Source organism: Yimella lutea (assembly GCF_006715095.1).
Taxonomy (GTDB): Bacteria; Actinomycetota; Actinomycetes; order Actinomycetales; family Dermatophilaceae; genus Yimella; species Yimella lutea.
On record NZ_VFMO01000001.1, the window covers coordinates 292,374 to 312,238 of the forward strand.

Genomic DNA, 19,865 nt, shown 5'->3' on the forward strand with positions numbered 1-19,865 from the left:
AGCATCCACATTCCATGTCTACGGGTGTAGGGAAAATCAGAGTTGGTTGGCGTCCTCGGCGCGGGTGCCCGTCCACTGGTCGGTGGCGGGTGTGGCCGCGTCCCCCGTGGCGGTGCCGTTGGCCTGAGCCGCGGCGAGCAGCGAGGCGTGCGTCGGCGCGTCCGGCACGTGCGCCGGCTTCATCGCCGCGAACTCCTTGCGCAGCACCGGCACGACCTCCTCGCCGAGCAGGTCGAGCTGCTCGAGCACGGTCTTGAGCGGCAGGCCGGCGTGGTCCATCAGGAACAGCTGGCGCTGGTAATCGCCGACGTACTCACGGAAACCGAGCGTCCGCTCGATGACCTCCTGCGGCGAACCGACGGTCAGCGGCGTCTCGCGGGTGAACATCTCCATCGACGGACCACCCCCGTAGACCGGGGCGTTGTCGAAGTAGGGACGGAACTCCCGCTTGGCGTCCTGGCTGTTCTTGCGAATGAACGCCTGACCACCCAGGCCGACGATCGCCTGGTCGGCGGTGCCGTGGCCGTAGTGCTCGAAGCGGCGGCGGTACAGCTGCACCATCTGCTGCGTGTGCTCCTTCGGCCAGAAGATGTGGTTGGCGAAGAACCCGTCGCCGTAGTACGCGGCCTGCTCGGCGATCTCGGGGCTGCGGATCGAGCCGTGCCAGACGAACGGTGCGATGCCGTCCATCGGACGCGGGGTGGAGGTGAAGCCCTGCAGTGGCGTGCGGTGCTTGCCCTGCCAGTTCACCGCCTCCTCGCGCCACAACTTGTGCAGCAGCGCATAGTTCTCCACCGCGAGCTCGAGTCCGTCGCGGATGTCCTTGCCGAACCACGGGTAGACCGGACCGGTGTTGCCGCGTCCGAGCATCAGGTCGATGCGTCCGTCGGCGAGGTGTTGGGCGTAGGCGTAGTCCTCCGCCAGTCGCACCGGGTCGTTCGTGGTGATGAGCGTGGTCGCGGTAGTGAGGATGATCCGCTCGGTCTGAGCGGCGAGGTGCGCCATCAGGATCGTCGGGTTGGCCGGCGCGATGAACGGCGGGTTGTGGTGCTCACCGGTGGCGAATACGTCCAGGCCGACTTGCTCGGCCTTCTTCGCGATCGCGACCGTGGCCTTGATCCGCTCATGCTCGGTGGGCGTGCGGCCCGTCACCGGGTCGGTGGTCACGTCACCCACGGTGAAGATTCCGAACTGCATGACTGACTCCTCTGATCGACCGATGGCCACGTTAGTGGACATGTCAACTAACGTCCAACCGACTCTATTCCGGGCTCTTTCAGCCGCGGCGGTACTGCCTCGGGAGCTCCTCCAACAGCCGCAGCCACAGTTCGCTCGCGGTCGGATAACTCGGCACCGCGTGCCGCAGGACGTGGACGGGCACCCGTCCCACGATCGCGATCGTCGCCGCATGCAGGAGTTCGCCGGCACCCGGTCCGACGAAGGTCGCGGCCCGCACCACGCGATCCTTCCGATCGACCAACAACTGGGCCTGGCCCTGGACGTGGTCACGCAGCAGCGCGGCGCCGGCGGCAGAGTTGAACGGCACCCTGACGACCTCGACCTCGTCGAGGTCCTTGCGGAGCGGTCCGACCTGGGCGATCTGCGGCTCGGTGAAGACCACCTGCGGGACCGGGACATCCGCGTGCTCCGGTTCAGCGGCGCCGGCCAGCCGGGCGCCGATCCCGCGAGCTCGGTACTTGCCCCAGTGCGTCAACGGGGCCTCGCCGCTCGCGTCGCCGACGGCGATCAGCCAGTCCGGCCAAGCGTCCGGGTCGTCGGTCAGGTCGAGCGCGTCCAGTCCGATCTCGCCGAGGCGGGGACGGCGCCCGACAGCCAGCAGGATCTCGTCGAACTCGAGTTTCTGGTCATCGACCGTCACCGTGACAGCTCCGCCGTGGACCCGCCCGAGGCCCGTGTCGCTCGCGTCCGGGCGCTCACAGGAGGTCACGTTCGCTTCGAGCCGGACGTCGACACCGCTGTCCCGCAAGCTCTTCAGCACGGTCTCGGCGGCGAAGGGCTCCTGGTTGGTGAGCAGGCTGTCACCCCGCACCAGCATCGTGACCTCGCTGCCGAGCGCGCGCATCCAGGTGGCGGCTTCGCACGCTACGACACCACCGCCGACGATGGCCAGCCGTTCGGGCACGTCCACCACGCCGGTCGCGTCCCGCGAACCCCAGGCACACACGTCCGCGTACTCCGGCGGAATGACGGGCGTACTTCCGGTGGCAACCACCACGGCCTTGCGCGCGGCGATTGTTCGCCCGTCCACCTGCACCTTCCGCTCGCCGGACAGTCGCGCAGCACCGCGCACCACGGGGACGCCGATGCCGTCGGCCCACTCCACCTGGCTCGCATCGTCGTAGTGCGAGACCCACTCGTCCCGACGTTTCAGAAGTTCCTCTACCTGCACCGAGGCGTCCGAAATGCCTTGCAGGTCAACCGAATCGTTCGCGATCTCGACCGGACGCAGCAGCGCCTTGCTCGGCATGCATGCGTAGTAGGAGCACTCACCGCCGGCGAGTTCATTCTCGATCAGCACCGCGCTCAGGTCGGAAGCCTCGGTCACGTACTGCGCCACGTTCTCCCCGACGGGTCCGGCACCGATCACGATCACGTCGTATTCATCGCTCATACATCGACGCTACGGGCAGGCAGGCGCGGGAAGGACCGGGCGGCTCGTGTTGTTCTTGACTGCATGCGCGGTGAATACAAGGTTCCGGGCGGCAAACTCGTCGCCGTCGATCTCGAGGTTCGTGACGGACGCCTGGCCGAGGTCAGTGTCTCCGGCGACTTCTTCCTTGAACCCGAGGAGGCGCTGCTCGACATCAACGCGGCCCTCAACGGCGTCTCGACGGAGGCCGGTGTCGACCAGCTGAGTTCGGCGATCCAGGGTTCGGTCGACAGAGACGTCGCGTTCATCGGGTTCTCGCCGGAGGCCGTCGGCATCGCGGTGCGCCGGGCCCTCGGCAAGGCCACCGGTTGGCACGACCACACCTTCGACGTCATGCCCGCCAAGGTGATGGACCCCGCCATGCACGTCGCACTGGACGAGGTCATCGGACGTGAGGTGGCCCGCGGCGAGCGTCCGCCCACGCTGCGCTTGTGGGACTGGGACTCTCCGCTGGTCGTCATCGGTTCGTTCCAGTCGGTAAAGAACGAGGTCGACCCGGACGGTGCGGCCAAGCACGGCATCGACGTCGTCCGACGCGTTTCCGGCGGCGGCGCGATGTTCATGGAGCCGGGCAACTGCATCACCTACTCGCTCGTGGTGCCTGCGTCGCTGGTCGAAGGGCTGTCCTTCGAGCGGTCCTACTCCTTCCTGGACGACTGGGTGATCGAGGCCCTGCGCGAGGTCGGCGTCAACGCGCACTTCGTCCCGCTCAACGACATCGCGAGCGACCAGGGCAAGATCGGCGGCGCCGCGCAGAAGCGGTTCGCCGACGGAGCCGTGCTGCACCACGTGACGATGAGCTACGACATCGACGCCGACAAGATGGTCGAGGTGCTGCGCATCGGCCGCGAGAAGATGAGCGACAAGGGCCACCGTTCGGCGAACAAGCGCGTCGACCCGATGCGCTCGCAGACCGGCATGACCCGCGACGCGATCCTCGACTCGTTCCTGGCGACCTTCGAGAAGCGTTACGCCACGACGCGATCGGACTACACGCAGGCAGAGTTGGAGGCTGCCGAACAGCTGATGGACGAGAAGTTCTCCACTCCCGAGTGGACCCACCGCGTCCCCTGACCCGAAAGTCCGCAGGACGCGCGGATTGACCGCTGTGCAGACGGAGCGCGAGGTTTGTGGACGCCGTTATGGTTCGTCGCGATCGGTATCGGCTACCTGGTCATCCGTCGCCGCCCCGGCCATCACGCACTGCGCGAGTCACACGCCGAGAAGGTCGCGCAGCGGGTCCGTCAGGGTTAGGTTCGGTTCATGCTCGAGGGAACCCGCGTGGTGTCGCTGGCGATCAATCTGCCCGGTCCGTTGGCCGCCGCACGGCTGGCCTCGATGGGTGCGGATGTAACGAAGGTGGAGCCCCCGTCCGGTGATCCCCTGGCCAGCATGGTGCCCGATTACTACGCCGAACTTGTTGCAGCACAACAGGTTCTGACGATCGACCTCAAGACGGACGACGGACGTGCGCAACTGGCCGAGTTGCTCACGGACGCCGATCTGCTGCTCACCGCGCAGCGTCCTTCCGCACTCGCCCGCCTCGGTCTGGACGACCTGGACCTACCGCAGTTGTGCCAGGTGCGGATCGTCGGGCACTCCGACGCCCCGGAGGTGGGTGGCCACGACCTGACCTACCAGGCGACGGCCGGCCTGCTGCGGCCGCCGGCGCTGCCGTCCGTGCTGGTGGCGGACGTCCTCGGCGCGGAACGCGCGGTGTCGACCGCGCTCGGTGCGCTGGTGCAGCGCTCGCTCACCGGACACGGCGGCACCCACATGGCCGGCCTGGACGAGGCCGGTGCGTTCGCGGCCGGACCCAACCGGCACGGCATGATCGACCCGGCAAGCCCGATCTCCGGCGGCTGGGCCCGGTACAACCTCTACCGCGCGAGCGACGACGGCTGGGTAGCACTCGCCGCACTGGAACAACACTTCTGGAAACGGTTCGCGGATGCTTTCGACTGCGCCGAGGAGTACGCCGACGTCGCGTCCGTCATGGCAACGAAAACCGTTGCCGGATGGGTCGATTGGGGCAACGAACACGACGTCCCCATCGCCGCGGTGAAGCGCTAGCTCAGGCTGCACGGAACCGAATCCCGCACCGGACCCGTCTGCTTCCCGGACCAGATGCGACGTCGCCCCGGCGACAGCAAACCAGGATGAAGACCATGAAGAAGCTCACCGCCGCTGCGTGCCTGATGGCTCTCCCGCTGCTCGCCGGGAGCAACACCGGGGACGTGCCCACGACGACAAGGAGCCCCGTTCGGTCTACGACTCCGACAAGATCACCTGACCGCTCACGTCGACGGCTCCACCCACCCGGGTGGAGCCGTTCGTCTCGGTCGAAATCGTCGCCGCGCTCGCCCCGTTCGTCGCCGTTCATCGACAACGATTGAGGCGTGACCTTCGAACCCCGCATTGCCGTCCTTGCCCCCACTCCCCTCGCCGTCGTCGAGGCCACCGCTGCTCTCACCGACGTCAAGCGCAGCGAACACGTTGATGCCGAGGGCGGCGTCCACATCCACCCGGGTGGTCAGGGACTGTGGATGGCCCGGATGGCACGGTCGCTGGGTGCGAAGGTGACGGTCGTCGGCCCGTTCGGTGGGGAGCTGGGTCCATTGATCCAGACGATGTTGACCGATCTTGATCTCGAGGTGAAGCCGGTGCCCTACTCCGCGGGCAACGGTGGCTACATCTACGAACTGCGAAACGGCGAGCGGGAGGTGCTGACCCACATGCCACCGCCTGTGCTCACCCGTCACGAGTACGACGACCTCTACGGCATCGCCCTGGTCGAGGGCATGGACGCCGACCTCACGGTGATCACCGGGTGTGAGCCGGCCGACGTGCTGCCGGACGAGTTCTTCCACCGGCTCGTCTCCGACATCCGTTCCTCGGGCGGACGCGTTGTCGCCGACCTCTCGGGTGGACCGGCGCTGGCCGCGATCGACGCCGGGGTCGACGTGCTGAAGATCGCCCACGACGAACTTCTCGAAGCAAAGCTCGCCGACGGCGAGAGCGCCGAGAAGATCATCGCCGGGGCCAAAAAGGTCCTCGACAAGGGCGTCGGCGCGATCGTCGTCTCGCGCGCGGAGAAGCCGGCGTTCGCGATCGACAAGGATGGCGTCCGCGAGCTCATCACCCCGGCCGTCACCACGCACGAACACCGCGGCGCCGGTGACTCGATGACGGCCGGCATCGCCGTTGCGCTCGCCCGCGGCGAGAACCTCACCGAGGCAGCCCGATTGGGTGCAGCCGCCGGCGCTTTGAATGTCACTCGCGGCGGCCTGGGCACCGGCAACCGCGAGACCATCGAGCGCATCGCCGACCACGTCCAGATCAAGGAACGCTGACATGCACGTATTGGTCACCAATGACGACGGGATCGAGTCGGCAGGTCTGGCAGCACTCGTCAAGGCGGCTCTCGGACGCGGTTACACCGTCCAGGTGGCCGCACCGGCACACGAGTACTCGGGTGCTTCCGCGTCCCTGGCCGGTGAGGAGAAGGACGGGAAAATCGTTCTCGTCAAAGCGGATCCACCCGAAATGCCCGAAGGGGTCGACTGCATCGGCGTGAAGGCAGCGCCCGGTCTCATTGCCTTCCTCGCCTCGTACGGCGCCTTCGGTGACAAGCCCGACCTGATCATGTCCGGATGCAACCTCGGCGCCAACACCGGTCACGCGACGCTGCATTCCGGCACCGTCGGAGCGGCCCACACTGCGGTCACGCACGACATCCCCGGCCTGGCCGTGTCGGTGACCTCAGGCGAGCCGCAGAACTGGGACACCGTCCAGCGCATCACCGACATCGCGCTTGAGTGGCTGGAGAAGACCGAGTTCAACGGCCACGTGCTCAACATCAACGTCCCCGACGTGCCGTGGTCGAAGCTGCGCGGCCTGCGCGGTGCACATTTGGCACCGTTCGGCGCCGTGCAGGCGCGCATCGACGAGCGGTTCACCGAGGGCATCGACGTCACGTACATCGCGGAGGACGCCGACGACGAGCCCGGTTCGGATCATCACCTGCTCACCCAGGGCTGGGCCACGGCCACCTGGTTGCGTGCTCCGGTCGACAACCTGGATCTCGAGGTTCCGGAGTTCACGGGCGAGGGCACCGAGGACGACGTCGAGGAGTACCGCCCCGACTCCGCGCGGGTGATGACGACCCGCGAGAGCGACTGAGCCAGCACCGGCTGCAGTAACAACCGGAACCCTTGACTACAGGCGTAGTCAAGGGTTCCGGTTGTTACTGCGACCTGTTGCCGCTGCGGTTCACAGGCGGACGATCATCTTGCCGGTGTTGGCCCCGGCGAGCAGGTCGATGAACGCCTGCGGGGCGTTCTCCAGTCCTTCGCGCACCGTCTCGTCCCACTGGATCGAACCGTCGGCCAGCCACGGACCGACCACCGACAGGAACTCGTCCCGCATGTCGGAGTACTTGCCCACGATGAATCCGCGCAGCGTCAGGCGCTTGCCGATCGCGAGCGCGAGATTCCTTGGTGCACAAGCGGGTTCGGTCGCGTTGTATTGCGAGATCGCACCACACATCGCCACGCGCCCGTCGACGTTGAGCGCGGAGATCGCGGCTTCGAGGTGGTCGCCACCGACGTTGTCGAAGTAGACGTCGATGCCGTCGGGCAGGGCCTTCTTCAACGAGTCGCGCACCGATCCGTCGTGGTAGTCGAAGGCGGCGTCGAACCCGAGGTCGATGAGTCGCTCCACCTTGGCTGCGGAACCGGCCGATCCGACTACGCGCGAGGCCCCGGACAGTCGGGCGATCTGCCCGACCAGTGAACCCACGGCGCCGGCGGCACCCGAGACGAATACCGCGTCCCCGGGCTGGAACTCGGCCGCCGCCATGAGTCCCGCATACGCGGTCAGGCCAGGCATGCCGAGTACCCCGAGATAGCTGCTGTCACGCAGGTCGGAGGTGTCGACGGCCGTCGCGCGCGCTGCCGGGAGGATGGCGTGCTCGCGCCAGCCGAGTCCGTGCAGCACGCTCTGCCCTTCGGCGAATTCGTCCGAACGAGAAGCGATCACGGTGCCGACCGCACCGCCGTCGAGCGGCTGGTCGATCTGGAACGGCGGCACGTAAGACTTCACATCGTTCATCCGCCCACGCATGTACGGGTCGACCGACATGACGGTGTTGCGGACGAGGATCTCGCCGTCCTTCAGCTCGGGCAGATCCACCTCCATCAGCCGAAAGTTGTCGGGCGTCGGCGCGCCGCTCGGGCGGGACGCCAGTTGGATCTCACGGGTTCTGGTCGGAAGGCTCATACCCCCACCGTACGTGCCGATCAACCCAGCAGGATACCCGCGATCGCCGCGCTCATCAGGTTCGCCAAAGTGGCCGCGAGGATGGCACGCAGACCGAGTTCGGCGATCTCACCGCGGCGCTTGGGAGCCATCCCACCGAGGCCGCCGAGCAGGATGCCGAGCGAGCCCAGGTTGGCGAAGCCGGTGAGCGCGAAGGTGACGATCGCCTGGGTGCGCTGGGAGAAGTCGGCGATGTTGGGAGCGAAGTTGGAGAACGCCACGAACTCGTTGACCACGACCTTCTGACCGACGTACGAACCCGCGTCCGTCGCCTCCGACCACGGCACACCGATGAGCGTCATGATCGGCGCCATCACATAGCCGAGGATCGTCTCGAACTTCAGGTCGTCAGCACCGAACCACCCACCGACCACGCCGAGCAGCAGGTTGATCAGCGCGATCAGCGAGATGAAGGCCAGCAGCATCGCGCCGATGTTCAATGCGAGCTTCATGCCGTCGGACGCGCCCGCGGCGGCGGCGTCGATCACGTTGCGGTGCTTGACCTCGTCCTCATCGTCGTCGTCATCGACAGCGACCGCGCGCGATTCACCCCTGTCGAGGTCGACCGTGCCGACCCCATCGCCGGCTTTCGCGGTGGCCGGCACGGTGGCTGGCTCGGCACCCTCCGGAAGGATGATCTTCGCCATCAGCAGCGCGCCCGGAGCAGCCATGAAGCTGGCAGCGATCAGGTAGTCGAGTTTGGCGCCGAGCAGCGCGTAACCGACCAGCACCGAACCTGCGACGGTCGACAACCCGCCGACCATCACCGCGAACAGCCCGGAGCGGGAGATCCTCGAAAGGTACGGCTTGATCACCAACGGCGCCTCGGTCTGGCCGAGGAAGATGTTTGCGGCGGCGTTGACCGACTCCTCGTGACGGGTGCCGAGCACCTTGGCGAGCGCCCCACCGAGCCAGGTGACCACCTTCTGCAGGATGCCCAGGTGGAACAGGATCGCCGTCAGCGAGGCGAAGAAGACGATCACCGGTAGCACCTGCAACGCGAAGACCATCCCCTCCTTCGGGATCAACGGCCCGAACAGGAAGCTGATGCCTTCCTTCGAGGAGTCGATGACGGCCTGGACGCCCTCGGACGCCTTCGCGAGCGCGTCGCGTCCCCACGGCACGAACAGCACCAGCACGCCGAAGCCCACCTGCAACGCAAGCGCGGCAGCGATCGTCCGCGCCTTGATCGCCTTGCGGTCCATCGAGAGCAGATACGCGATGGTCAGCAGGCCGATCATGCCCCCGATCCCCCAGAGAACGTTGACCATGTGCGACTCCTCTCGGCAGGTTTGGGCACGAGCCTTTCATCTGAATCGAGGAAGTTGGTGAGTCCGCACCGACCAGCCCCGAACGCCGAGTGGCCGGGCTGTGAGCCAGCGGCCGGGCTCTAACCCGTCCACCAGTTCATAGCCCGGCCACTCGGTGGATCAGGTGGCGTCGGAGACCGCCTGCTGCGTCGAGACCCACCACTCGTAGTGGTCCAACACGTCGTGACAGATCTGCTCGAACGAGTAGGCGATCACGTCGTAGGCACCCCCGCTGGGGAGCACGACCTCCAGCAGCGTGGTCTGGTCGTCGGCCTCGATCATCCGCGAGCCGTAGCTCGGGGCCTTCATCCGACGCACCTGCACGGTGTAGGCGAACTGCTCCTCACCGTCCCGGACGGTCAGCACCGCCGTCCGCGGCGCCTGCGTGGTCGAGCCTGCGACGTCCTCGACGGACGCGTCCACACCGCGCTCGACCAACTCGCCCGCGACCTCGCGCAGGGCAGGGACGACGGTCGAGTCGAGTCGTTGGGTCGCCTGCTTCAGCGAGACGGTGCCGAGCGAACGTGCGAGGCGACGCTTCCACGAACCCGGGCTCGCCGCTGCCTCCCGCCCGACGACGGACGCGGTCACCGAGGTGCGTAGTGCGTCCGCGTGCAGACGTTCGCCTTCGAGCGCGCGGTGCAGGCCGATCATCACCAGCACCATGACGATCGCGAACGGCAGACCCATGATGATCGTGGCGCTCTGCAGCGCACCGATGCCGCCGACCAGCAACACGGCCACCGTGAGCAGACCGGTCGCGGCGGCCCACAGGACCCGCAGCCACGGCTTGGCGTCGACGTCGGAGTCGGGTAGGTCGGACGAGAGGTTCGCCATCACCAGAGCGCCCGAGTCCGCGCTGGTCACGTAGAAGAGCAGACCCACGAACGTGGCCAGTGCGACGAGGACCATCGCGCCCGGGTACTGCTGCAGCATGTCGTAGAACCCGGTCTCCGGAGTGTTGACCGCGGTCTCACCGAAAGCCTTGTCCCCGTCCATGATTCGCTTCACGGCGCTGTTTCCGAAGATGGTCACCCACATCACGATGTAGATGAACGGGATGGTCAGCGTGCCGACCACGAACTGGCCGATCGTGCGGCCCTTGGAGATGCGGGCGAGGAACATGCCCACGAAGGACGCCCAGGCAATCCACCAGGCCCAGAAGAACAGCGTCCAGCCGTTCATCCATTCCGCGTCGTAGTCGAAGGCCATGGTGTCCATCGTCATGCCCGGGAAGAGGTTGACGAAGTCGCCGACGTTCATCATCGCGGCCCGCAGCAGGAATGCGGTCTGCCCGGTGACCAGCACCCACAGGGCGAGGACGATCGCGAGGACGACGTTGAGCTGGGACAGGATGCGAATGCCCTTGTCGACGCCGGACGTCGCGGAAATGGTCGCGACGACGACCGCGAGGATCGCCAGTCCCACCTGTGCCGGCGTCCCCTGGTCGATGCCGAACATCACGTCGAGGCCGACATTGAGCATCACCACGCCGATGCCCAGCGAGGTGGCGACACCGAAGATCGTGCCGAGCACGGTCGCGATGTCGACGGCGTCCCCGATGCGTCCGTTGATGCGTTTGCCGAACAGCGGATGCAGCGCCGAACGAACGGCGAGCGGCAGACCCTTGCGGTGTGCGAAGTAGCCGAGCGCGATGCCCATGAGGGCGTACATTCCCCACCCGGTGATGCCGTAGTGGAACAGCGTCCAGACGGTGGATTCCCTTGCCGCGTCGAGGGTTTCACCCTTGCCCTGCGGCGGGTGGAGGTACTGCGTTGCCGGTTCGGCGACGGCGAAGAACATCACGTCCGTGCCGATGCCGGCCGCGAACAACATGCACGCCCAGGAGAATGTGGAGAACTCCGGACGATCGGAGTCCGCACCCAGTCGCACCCTCGAGTACCGCAGTCCGAGGTAGACGACGAAAACGAGGATCGCGGTCGCCAGCAGAATGTAGAACCAGCCGAACCAGTTCGAGATCCAGCTCACCGTGTCACCCAGGACCCGTCCGGCGTGGTCGGGAGCAAAAAGCGCCCAGGCAGCGACCGCGAGCGTGAAGACGCCCGAGACGATCAGCACCGGCCATTTGGTGCGCGGCTGCGTGATCTCTTGCGTATCAACAGAACTCACTGGATCTCACCCATGGCCTCGGCGGCACTCGGCACCTTGTCCGCAGCGTTCCACGAGTGGTTGCGTGGGTCACCCTCCGGGAAGATCGGCATGCCCGACTTCGCCCGGTAGACCGGCGGGTGCTCCGGCGCGAGCGGGGCGTTGCCGGCGATCAGGTCGGCCGCCTTCTCCGCGACCATCATCACCGGTGCGTAGATGTTGCCGTTCGTGATGGTCGGGAAGACCGACGCGTCCACAACCCGCAGACCCTCGGTGCCGTGCACCTTCATCGACGACGGGTCGACGACCGCCATGTCGTCGACACCCATCTTGGCCGAGCAGGACGGGTGCAGCGCGGTCTCGGCGTCCTTGGCCACCCAGTCGATGATCTCCTGGTCGGTCTCGACCGACGGTCCGGGCGAGATCTCGCCGCCGTTGAACGGCGCGAACGCGGGCTGCTTCAGGATGTGCCGGGCGGCCCGGATGACCTCGACCCACTCGCGCCGGTCGTTCTCGGTGGACAGGTAGTTGAACAAGATGCCGGGCTTGGCCAGCGGGTCGTCGTTCTTGATGCGGACGTGGCCGCGCACGTCGGAGTTCATCGGGCCGACGTGCACCTGGTAGCCGTGCGTGCCCTCCGGCGCGGTGCCGTCGTAGCGGACCGCGATCGGCAGGAAGTGGAACATCAGGTTCGGGTAGGTGACCTCCTCGTTGGTGCGGATGAATCCGCCGCCCTCGAAGTGGTTGGACGCACCGACGCCGCGGTTGAGGAACAGCCACTCGGCACCGATGTACGGGGCCTTCCACTTCTTCAGCCAGGGCGCGATCGACACCGGCTGCAAGCTGGAGTGCTGCAGGTAGACCTCGAGGTGGTCCTGCAGGTTCTCACCGACGCCGGGCAGGTCGATGCGCGGCGTGACGCCGGCTGCACGAAGCGTCTCCGGGTTGCCGACTCCGCTGAGCTGCAACAGTTGTGGAGAGTTGAACGCGCCACCGCACAGGATGACCTCGCCCGCCTCGACGGAGTGCTTGAACTTGCCGCCGCGCGCAAAGTCGACGCCGGTCACCCGGTTGCCCGACCACTGCAGGCCGGTCACGGTGGCGAGCGTGGCGATGTCGAGGTTCTTGCGGTTGCGGATCGGGCGCAGGTAGGCGCGGGACGCGCTCATCCGGCTGCCCTTGAAGACGTTGCGATCGAAGGGCGCGAAACCCTCCTGGCGATAACCGTTGACGTCGTCCGTGCGCGGATAACCGGCCTGCTGGGTCGCCTCGAAGAACGCTTGGAACAGCGGGCTGCTGGCCGGCCCACGCTCGAGCTTCAGCGGACCGGAGCCACCGCGCCAGTCGTCCGCGCCGGCGATGCAGGTCTCCATGCGCTTGAAGTAGGGCAGGCAGTGGGCGTAGTCCCAGTGCTCCATGCCCTCGAACGTGGCCCACTTGTCGTAGTCACCGGCGTTGCCGCGCTGGAAGATCATGCCGTTGATCGAGCTCGACCCGCCGAGCACCTTGCCGCGGGCATGCGGGACGCGTCGTCCACCCATGTGCGGCTCGGGCTCGGTCTCGTAGGCCCAGTCGTAGAGCGGGTTGCCCGAGGGGAACATCAACGCCGCCGGCATGTGGATCAACGGGTCGAACAGGAAGTCGGCACGACCTGCTTCCAGCACCAGGACGCTGGTGTTCTTGTCGCTCGACAGCCGGTTGGCAAGAGCCGAGCCGGCGGACCCGCCGCCGACGATCACGTAGTCGTACTTCTTCTTCATCGTTTCGTATCTCCTTGAATCACAGTCGAAGTGCAGTCGCGGCGACCCGCTGGTCGAGCCGCACGTCTCCGCTGGTCGAGCCACACCCTTTTCCGCTGGTTGAGCCGCGGGACTGAGGAACGAAGTCCCGCGCGCCGAAACCTCTCGCATTTACGAAGCGCCTCGGATGAAGTGCTCCGTCCACGCACGAGGTTTCGGCACCTTCGGATTCGCAAGCTCATCCGTAGGGCTCAACCAGCGAAAAGGCGAGAGTCAGTTGCCGAACCATCCCGCCGGGGCGGGCCGAGTGTTGTGCCAGATGTGCTTGGTCTCCTGGTACTCGTGCAACCCGGCGTGACCCAGTTCGCGGCCGATACCGGACTGTTTCATCCCGCCCCATTCGGCCTGCGGCACGTACGGGTGGTAGTCGTTGATCCAGATGGTGCCGTGGCGCAGCCGCTTGGCGACGCGCTCGGCGCGGCCTGCGTTCTGGCTCCACACTGCTCCGGCGAGTCCGTAGATGGTGTCGTTGGCGAGCTTCACCGCAGCATCCTCGGCAGCGTCCGCGTCCGCGCCGGGAAAAGTCTCTACGGTCAGCACCGGCCCGAACGACTCCTCCTGCACGCACTTCATCGAGGTGTCGCAACCGTCGAGGATCGTCGGCGGATAGTACGAACCCTTCGCGAGTTCGCCTTCGTCGCAACGCTTTCCGCCGGTCCGCAGCACGGCACCCTCGGCGACGGCATCATCCACGTACGTGGCGACCTTCGCCAAGTGGTCCTCGCTGATCAGCGGTCCTGCCTCGGCCCTGTCGTCGAACGGACCACCGAGGCGGATCTTCTCGGCACGACGGACGAGTTCATCGACGACCTCGTCATGGATCGACTCCTCGACGATGAGCCGTGCACCGGCAGAACAGACCTGGCCGGAGTCGAGGAAGATCGCGGTGAGCGCGTTGTCGATCGCGGCCGGCAGGTCGGCGTCCGCGAAGATCACGTTGGGGTTCTTGCCGCCCAGCTCGAGCGCGACGCGCTTCACGGTCGGTGCGGCGGACGCCATGATCGAGCGGCCGGTCACGACACCACCGGTGAAGGAGACCAGGTCGACCTCGGGCGCCTCGGTCAGCGTCGGACCCACGTCCTTTCCGGCACCGAGGATCAAATTGGCAACGCCCTTGGGCAGGCCGAGTTCGTCGAGGGTACGCACCAGCCACATGGCGGTCTGCGGGGTGAGTTCGGCGGGCTTGAGCACGAAGGTGTTTCCGGCTGCGAGCGCCGGGGCGACCTTCCACGCGGTCTGCAGCAGCGGGTAGTTCCACGGGGTGATCAGCACGCAGACGCCGACGGGTTCGGTGACGACCCGGCTGGAGACGTCCGGCATGCCGGTATCGACGATGCGTCCGGCTTCACCCTGAGCGAGCGAGGCGAAGTGCCGGAAGACGTTGACGATGTCGTCGACGTCGATCTGCGACTCGACGAACCGCTTACCCGTGTCGAGGGATTCGAGGCGGGCGACCTCGTCTTTCTCCGCCGCCAGCCGGTCGGCCAAGCGGTGCAGCAGAGCAGCCCGCTCGGGCGAGGGAGTGTCACGCCAGGGACCCTCGTCGAACGCCCGCCGAGCCGCTTCGACGGCGCGGCGGGCGTCGTCCTGGCCGGCCTCGGCGACGGTGATCACCGCGGATCCGTCTGCAGGACAGGTGATCTCACGGGTTGCGCCAGATGCGGCGTCGACCCACTCACCATCGATGAACAAGCTGGGCACAGTTCTCCTCCAAGACGATCGCTTCACAGTCCGCGTGAGCACGTCCGGCGTCTCTGGGATGCCAGGCAGCTCGATAACGCTCGTTACAACATAACGCACGTTATAGTAAGAATGTGAAATCGGAACGACCCGTGCGCGAACGGCTGCTGGACGCCGCCGATGCCGTGCTGTTCGAGAACGGCTCGGTCTCGACGCCGGTGGACGTGATCCTCAAGCACGCGCGAGCGTCCCCGCCGAGCCTGTACTCGCACTTCGGCAACAAGGAGGGCTTGATCGCCTCCGCCCTGCGTCGTCGCCTGACGATCTGGACGCAAGTCTGGGACGAAGCGATCGCGTCCGCCGAGTCCGACGTCGACCGACTGCTCGCACTCTGGCCGGCGCTGCGCACCTATCAGGCCCACCACCTGGCCGAGCGCTGGTGCGCCTTCAGCGGCACCGCGGCCGCACATCCCTCGCCGAGCGAGCAACTCGCCGCAGTGCTGGCCGACGAGACTCACCTGCTGCGTATGCGACTGCACGATTACTCCGTGCCGGTCGCCGGTAAGAACGCGAATTCCCTTGCCTCGCAACTGTTCATCGCCTACACCGGAACGATGGCCACCATGCTGCGCGAACCATACGAGCAGGCCATCGACGAAGGTGAAGCGACAGCGCGAGCCCTCGTCTCCAGGTACGCCGCCTGACGCAGGAATCACGCTGGTCGGTCAGATGCGGAGCGTCAGCGGGGTACCGCGACGAGACCAGTCGGATGTCTTCGAACATGTTGACTCACGTCAAGATGCCCGCGTGGAGTGAGTCGTTGACTCATCTGAATTTGCCCGCTTGGTGGGGTGGATTTTCTTGCGGCTGAGGTAGGTCGCGTTGCGCTTGGGTCGTTGTTCGACTTTGCCTCTGCGGCGGGCGAGTTCGATGAGACTGGCTTGGATCGCGTGGATCTGACGGCGTAGTTCGGCGGGGTTGATCTGGGTGGCTCGTGTGCTCAGGTCAGCGGCGTCTTGATCGGTGAGGTACTGCGGGTGGTCCCGGGTCAGGCGGTGCAGCGGGGTCGCGGCGGTGTCGTAGGTTTTGGTGACCTTGGCGCCGTTGCGAGACTTGCTGCGCAGCTTTTGTTGGGGCAGGTAGAGGTTGTCGAGTGCTGCTTGCAGGGGCCACAGTTGGTTGAGCAGGTCGAGCTCGTGGCGGGTGTCGTACCGGTAGTAACCGACCGCGCGGCGGACGCTGGACCAGTTCTTCTGCTCGACGTAGGCCTGGTCGTTGCTGTGGTGGGCCCGGCCGCGGGTCAGGGTGATACGTCGCGCGTCGCACCACTTCGCGAGGTGGTGGTTGATGAACTCGCCCCCGTTGTCGGAGTGGATTCCGTTGATGCCGAACGGGAATCGCAGGATCAGGTCGGTCAGGCCGGCGGCGACGATTCGTTCGCCTTTGGAGCGGACACTGATCGCTTCGGTCCAACCGGTCGCGATGTCGGTGGCGTCCAGGGTGTAGTGGAAGGCTCCGTTGTTGTCGCCGCCTTCGTGTGCGACCAGGTCGATCTGGAGGAAGCCGGGGACGGTTTCGTTCCATTCGTGCCAGGTCTTCATCGGGATGCTGGCCTTGAGGAGGCTGCCGGGTTTGGTCATCGACCGGCCCTTGGTCGCGATCAGGCCGGTGCGGTGTGGTTTGAGGCGGCGGTCGATCGTGGCGGGTGACATTCGTAGCAGCGCGGCCAACGTGTCAGGGGTGCAGTGCAGTTCGCCGTGGGCGATCAGCGCGGTGGTCAGGTCGGGCAGCGCAGGGTGCAGTCGCTTCCCGGTGGGGCCGTCCAGGACCACCCAGCAGGTCACCAGGGCATCGATCACGGCAGGGTCGTAGCGGTAGACCGGATCACGCTGTGCTCGGGGACGATTCGGGTCATGACCGGCGACCGCGCGGCGGAGCATCTTGCGGGCGTGGTCCCTGTGCCACCCGTTGACCGCGACCAGATGGTCCAGGATCGCTGTCTTCTCCGCCTTCGTCGCCTTCGGCCACGCCTTCACCTGCGAGACCAGGACCGCCTTGCGCTGACCCACCGTGAGCTCCATCCATCGAGGCTGCACCCCACGCGGGCATTCTGGGATGAGTCAATGACTCCACCCACGCGGGCATTTAGCGTGAGTCAACGCGTCGAATAGGTGATTCGAGCGTCTGCCCGTAGGGTGGAGCCAGCGGTCCGCACAGTCTTGCCTCGGGCCGCAGGTGTTCGAGAAGCGCTAGATGCCTTCACTTATGCCGCTACCGCAGCCGAAACCGAGCGCGGGGCGAGCCCGGCGAGACACCGCCTTTCTTACGGAGTTTCTTTGTCCGACAATACTTTTGCGCCTTTTGGTGTGCCCGCTTCCTTGGTCCGCGTCCTCGCGGAGCAGGGAATCACCACCCCGACCCCGATCCAGGCGGCGACCCTGCCGGATTCGCTCGCGGGTCGTGACGTCCTTGGCCGTGGCCGCACCGGCTCCGGCAAGACGTACGCGTTCCTGCTGCCGCTGGTCGCCCGACTGCAGGCGTCCAGCAGCCGCCGTCAGCCCAAGCGTCCGCGTGCGCTGATCCTGGCGCCGACGCGTGAACTGGTGAACCAGATCAACGCTTCGTTGAAGCCGCTCGCCGACATGGTCGGGCTACGCAGCCAGACCGTCTTCGGTGGCGTGGGTCAGAACCCGCAGGCAGCTGCGCTCGCGAAGGGCGTCGACATCGTCGTCGCCTGCCCGGGCCGCCTGGAAGACCTTGTCTCCCAGGGACTTTGCGACCTGAGCGCGGTCGAGATCACCATCCTCGACGAGGCCGACCACATGGCCGACCTGGGCTTCCTGCCCGGCGTGAAGCGCATCCTGAACAAGACCCCGCGCGACGGACAGCGTCTGCTGTTCTCCGCGACCCTCGACCGCGGTGTCGACGTGCTCGTCAAGAGCTACCTCACCAACCCGGTCACCCACCACGCCGACAGCGCACAGTCGCCGGTCAGCGCGATGGACCACCACGTCCTGCACCTGCACAAGGACCACCGCCTGCCGGTGCTCGTCGACCTCGCTGCTGCCCCCGGCCGCACCGTCGTCTTCACCCGCACCAAGCACGGAGCCAAGAAGTTGGCCAAGCAGCTTGCGGCACAAGGAGTTCCGGCAGTCGACCTGCACGGCAACCTCAGCCAGAACGCCCGCGTCCGCAACATGGACGCGTTCCACAGCGGCACCGTCCGGACGCTGGTCGCCACCGACATCGCCGCGCGTGGCATTCACGTCGACGACGTCTCCTTGGTGATCCACGCCGACCCGCCGGCCGAGCACAAGGCGTACCTGCACCGTTCGGGACGCACCGCTCGTGCGGGCGCCGCCGGCACCGTTGTGACGCTGATGCTCGACGAGCAGCAGAAGGACGTCCGAGATCTGACCCGCGCGGCCGGCATCAAGCCGACGACAACCAAGGTCGACCCGGCCCACCCGCTGCTGACCGAACTGGCTCCGGGCGAGCGCTCGTTCGTCGCTCTGTCCGAGCAGGTTCAGGTCGCACCGGCCCCGCAGAAGCAGGGTTCGCGCGGCGGACGCGGCCAGGGTTCCGGACGCGGTCAGGGCTCCGGCTCGGGACGCGGCCAGGGTGCGGGTCGTTCGGGCCAGGGTCGTGGCACCTCGCAGGGTTCATCTGCTGGTTCGTCGCACGGTTCGTCTCAGCGTTCGCCGAAGCCCACCGGCGAGCGGGCAGGTGCGGCGCCGCGACGTAACCGCGGACCGCGTCGGGCAAGCAGCCCGGCCACCTCGCGCTGACACCGTAAGCGGTCGTCATAGCGGCCGGTTTCCTTGACTACGGGCGTAGTAAAGGAAACCGGCCGTTATTGCGACCCGTTGTCGCGAGGCTCAGAAGTCGTAGTCCACGACGACCGGTGCGTGATCGCTGATCCGCACGTCGCGGGAGGGCTCGCGATCCACCCACGCAGCGGACGCCGTGCGCGCCAGTTTCGGTGTGGCCAGGTGGTAGTCGATGCGCCAGCCGACGTTCTTGTCGAAGGCCTGCCCCATCCACGACCACCAGGAGTACGGACCGTCGGTCTCGGGGTGGAGTGTGCGGACGACGTCCACGAGGGTGCGCGGCGACATCTGCGCCCCGATCCACTCGCGCTCCTCGGGCAGGAAGCCCTCGGAGTTCTTGCTGGTGCGCCAGTTGGTCAGGTCGTACCGGGTGTGCCCGATATTGAGGTCACCCATGAGCAGGAACTCGCGTCCGTTCGCCGATGCCGTTCTGCGGGAACGGGACAGCTGCCGGGCGAAGGAGTCGAGGAAGCGCATCTTGCGTTCGTACTTCACGCCGCCGTCCGGTGCTTCGCGCATCCGGCCGGGCCTCTGCAGGTGGACGGGCAGTCCGCCCTTGGGCAGGTACAGCGAGGCGACGGTCAGCGGTGCGTCCGCAAGGTCGACTTCGACGTAGCGCCCCTCGTGCGCGAACTCGCGCATGCCACGGGCCAGCGTCATCGGCTCGGTCGGCACGAGCTCGCCGTTCAGTCGGACGTCGCCGCTCCAGGTGCGGACGGCGGACGGCGCGTGCCGGGTGAGGACGGCGACGCCGTTGCGTCCCTTGATCCCGCCCTCTTCGTACGCGACGTGATAGTCGCCGTAGACACCGTCCGGGATGTCCGCGTGCTGGGCCCGAACCTCTTGCAGCGCAACTACATCCGGGTTTCTCGTGGCGAGCCATTGCTCGAAGCCGCGGCGTTGGGCAGCTCGGATTCCGTTGACGTTGTAACTGGCGATACGCACGGTCGATCAGCCTACGAGTCCGTTCGGAGACGCAAGAACCCGACCGGATGCCCGCTGTTTGAGCCCGGACGCAGCGACGAAGGAGCAGCGGCCCGTGCCGAAACCAAGGCGCGGAAACACGAGAACCCAGCCGCGTCGGGCTGGGTTCTCGTTGTCCGCCATCTTGGTTGAGACGCGCACGGAATCGTTCCTCATCCGTGCG

Annotated in this window: 16 protein-coding genes; 7 read left to right on the forward strand and 9 right to left on the reverse strand. The window is 66.7% G+C overall.

What is annotated here, in order from left to right:
* Positions 1-36: 36 nt before the first annotated feature.
* Together FB459_RS01400 and FB459_RS01405 are read right to left on the reverse strand one after the other, a co-directional pair.
* Positions 37-1,197, reverse strand: coding sequence for an LLM class flavin-dependent oxidoreductase (locus FB459_RS01400; RefSeq protein ID WP_141927202.1), 1,161 nt, complete (start codon positions 1,195-1,197; stop codon positions 37-39).
* A gap of 79 nt (positions 1,198-1,276) precedes the next feature.
* Entirely contained in the window at positions 1,277-2,632 is a 1,356-nt protein-coding gene (locus tag FB459_RS01405; RefSeq protein ID WP_141927203.1) for a dihydrolipoyl dehydrogenase family protein, read from the reverse strand.
* 63 nt (positions 2,633-2,695) lie between these two features.
* Here FB459_RS01405 and lplAB point away from each other — a divergent pair, with 63 nt between their 5' ends.
* The 5 genes from lplAB (at position 2,696) to surE (ending at position 6,853) form a co-directional block, all read left to right on the forward strand.
* On the forward strand, positions 2,696-3,745 hold the full coding sequence (lplAB, locus tag FB459_RS01410) for a lipoate-protein ligase LplAB (protein ID WP_141927204.1): 1,050 nt from the start codon (positions 2,696-2,698) through the stop codon (positions 3,743-3,745).
* Positions 3,746-3,799: 54 nt separating this feature from the next.
* Positions 3,800-3,925 carry a hypothetical protein gene (locus tag FB459_RS18005; RefSeq protein WP_281279514.1) on the forward strand — a complete coding sequence of 42 codons (126 nt, stop codon included), beginning with the start codon at positions 3,800-3,802 and terminating at the stop codon, positions 3,923-3,925.
* Between the two features lie 9 nt (positions 3,926-3,934).
* Positions 3,935-4,744, forward strand: a complete 810-nt coding sequence (locus tag FB459_RS01415; protein WP_141927205.1) for a CoA transferase — start codon at positions 3,935-3,937, stop codon at positions 4,742-4,744.
* A 326-nt stretch (positions 4,745-5,070) separates the two neighbouring features.
* Positions 5,071-6,024 carry a PfkB family carbohydrate kinase gene (locus FB459_RS01420; RefSeq protein ID WP_129626531.1) on the forward strand — a complete coding sequence of 318 codons (954 nt, stop codon included), beginning with the start codon at positions 5,071-5,073 and terminating at the stop codon, positions 6,022-6,024.
* A gap of 1 nt (position 6,025) precedes the next feature.
* A complete protein-coding gene (gene surE / locus FB459_RS01425) occupies positions 6,026-6,853 on the forward strand; it encodes a 5'/3'-nucleotidase SurE (protein WP_129626533.1) in 828 nt (275 codons plus the stop codon).
* A 90-nt stretch (positions 6,854-6,943) separates the two neighbouring features.
* On the opposite strand, the gene FB459_RS01430 is transcribed toward surE, so the two are convergent.
* The 5 genes from FB459_RS01430 to FB459_RS01450 form a co-directional block, all read right to left on the reverse strand.
* Positions 6,944-7,951, reverse strand: coding sequence for an NADP-dependent oxidoreductase (locus FB459_RS01430; RefSeq protein WP_141927206.1), 1,008 nt, complete (start codon positions 7,949-7,951; stop codon positions 6,944-6,946).
* A gap of 20 nt (positions 7,952-7,971) precedes the next feature.
* Positions 7,972-9,261: a NupC/NupG family nucleoside CNT transporter gene (locus FB459_RS01435; RefSeq protein WP_141927207.1), complete on the reverse strand. Its 1,290-nt coding sequence runs from the start codon at positions 9,259-9,261 to the stop codon at positions 7,972-7,974.
* 159 nt (positions 9,262-9,420) lie between these two features.
* A complete protein-coding gene (betT, locus tag FB459_RS01440; protein WP_141927208.1) occupies positions 9,421-11,430 on the reverse strand; it encodes a choline BCCT transporter BetT in 2,010 nt (669 codons plus the stop codon).
* Positions 11,427-13,169, reverse strand: a complete 1,743-nt coding sequence (gene betA, locus FB459_RS01445) for a choline dehydrogenase (RefSeq protein ID WP_141927209.1) — start codon at positions 13,167-13,169, stop codon at positions 11,427-11,429. Before betA ends, betT begins: the two co-directional genes overlap by 4 nt.
* 252 nt (positions 13,170-13,421) lie before the next feature.
* On the reverse strand, positions 13,422-14,909 hold the full coding sequence (locus FB459_RS01450) for an aldehyde dehydrogenase family protein (protein WP_141927210.1): 1,488 nt from the start codon (positions 14,907-14,909) through the stop codon (positions 13,422-13,424).
* Positions 14,910-15,022: 113 nt separating this feature from the next.
* On the opposite strand from FB459_RS01450, the gene FB459_RS01455 reads away from it, so the two are divergent.
* On the forward strand, positions 15,023-15,592 hold the full coding sequence (locus FB459_RS01455; RefSeq protein WP_141927211.1) for a TetR/AcrR family transcriptional regulator: 570 nt from the start codon (positions 15,023-15,025) through the stop codon (positions 15,590-15,592).
* Between the two features lie 90 nt (positions 15,593-15,682).
* Here the strand turns inward: FB459_RS01455 and FB459_RS01460 are convergent, their stop codons facing one another.
* Positions 15,683-16,969 (reverse strand): integrase catalytic domain-containing protein, encoded by a 1,287-nt coding sequence (locus tag FB459_RS01460; protein ID WP_211345110.1) that lies wholly within the window; start codon positions 16,967-16,969, stop codon positions 15,683-15,685.
* A gap of 285 nt (positions 16,970-17,254) precedes the next feature.
* Here FB459_RS01460 and FB459_RS01465 point away from each other — a divergent pair, with 285 nt between their 5' ends.
* On the forward strand, positions 17,255-18,676 hold the full coding sequence (locus tag FB459_RS01465) for a DEAD/DEAH box helicase (protein WP_246092271.1): 1,422 nt from the start codon (positions 17,255-17,257) through the stop codon (positions 18,674-18,676).
* A 90-nt stretch (positions 18,677-18,766) separates the two neighbouring features.
* On the opposite strand, the gene FB459_RS01470 is transcribed toward FB459_RS01465, so the two are convergent.
* Positions 18,767-19,663 carry an exodeoxyribonuclease III gene (locus FB459_RS01470; protein ID WP_141927213.1) on the reverse strand — a complete coding sequence of 299 codons (897 nt, stop codon included), beginning with the start codon at positions 19,661-19,663 and terminating at the stop codon, positions 18,767-18,769.
* Between the last annotated feature and the right edge of the window lie 202 nt (positions 19,664-19,865).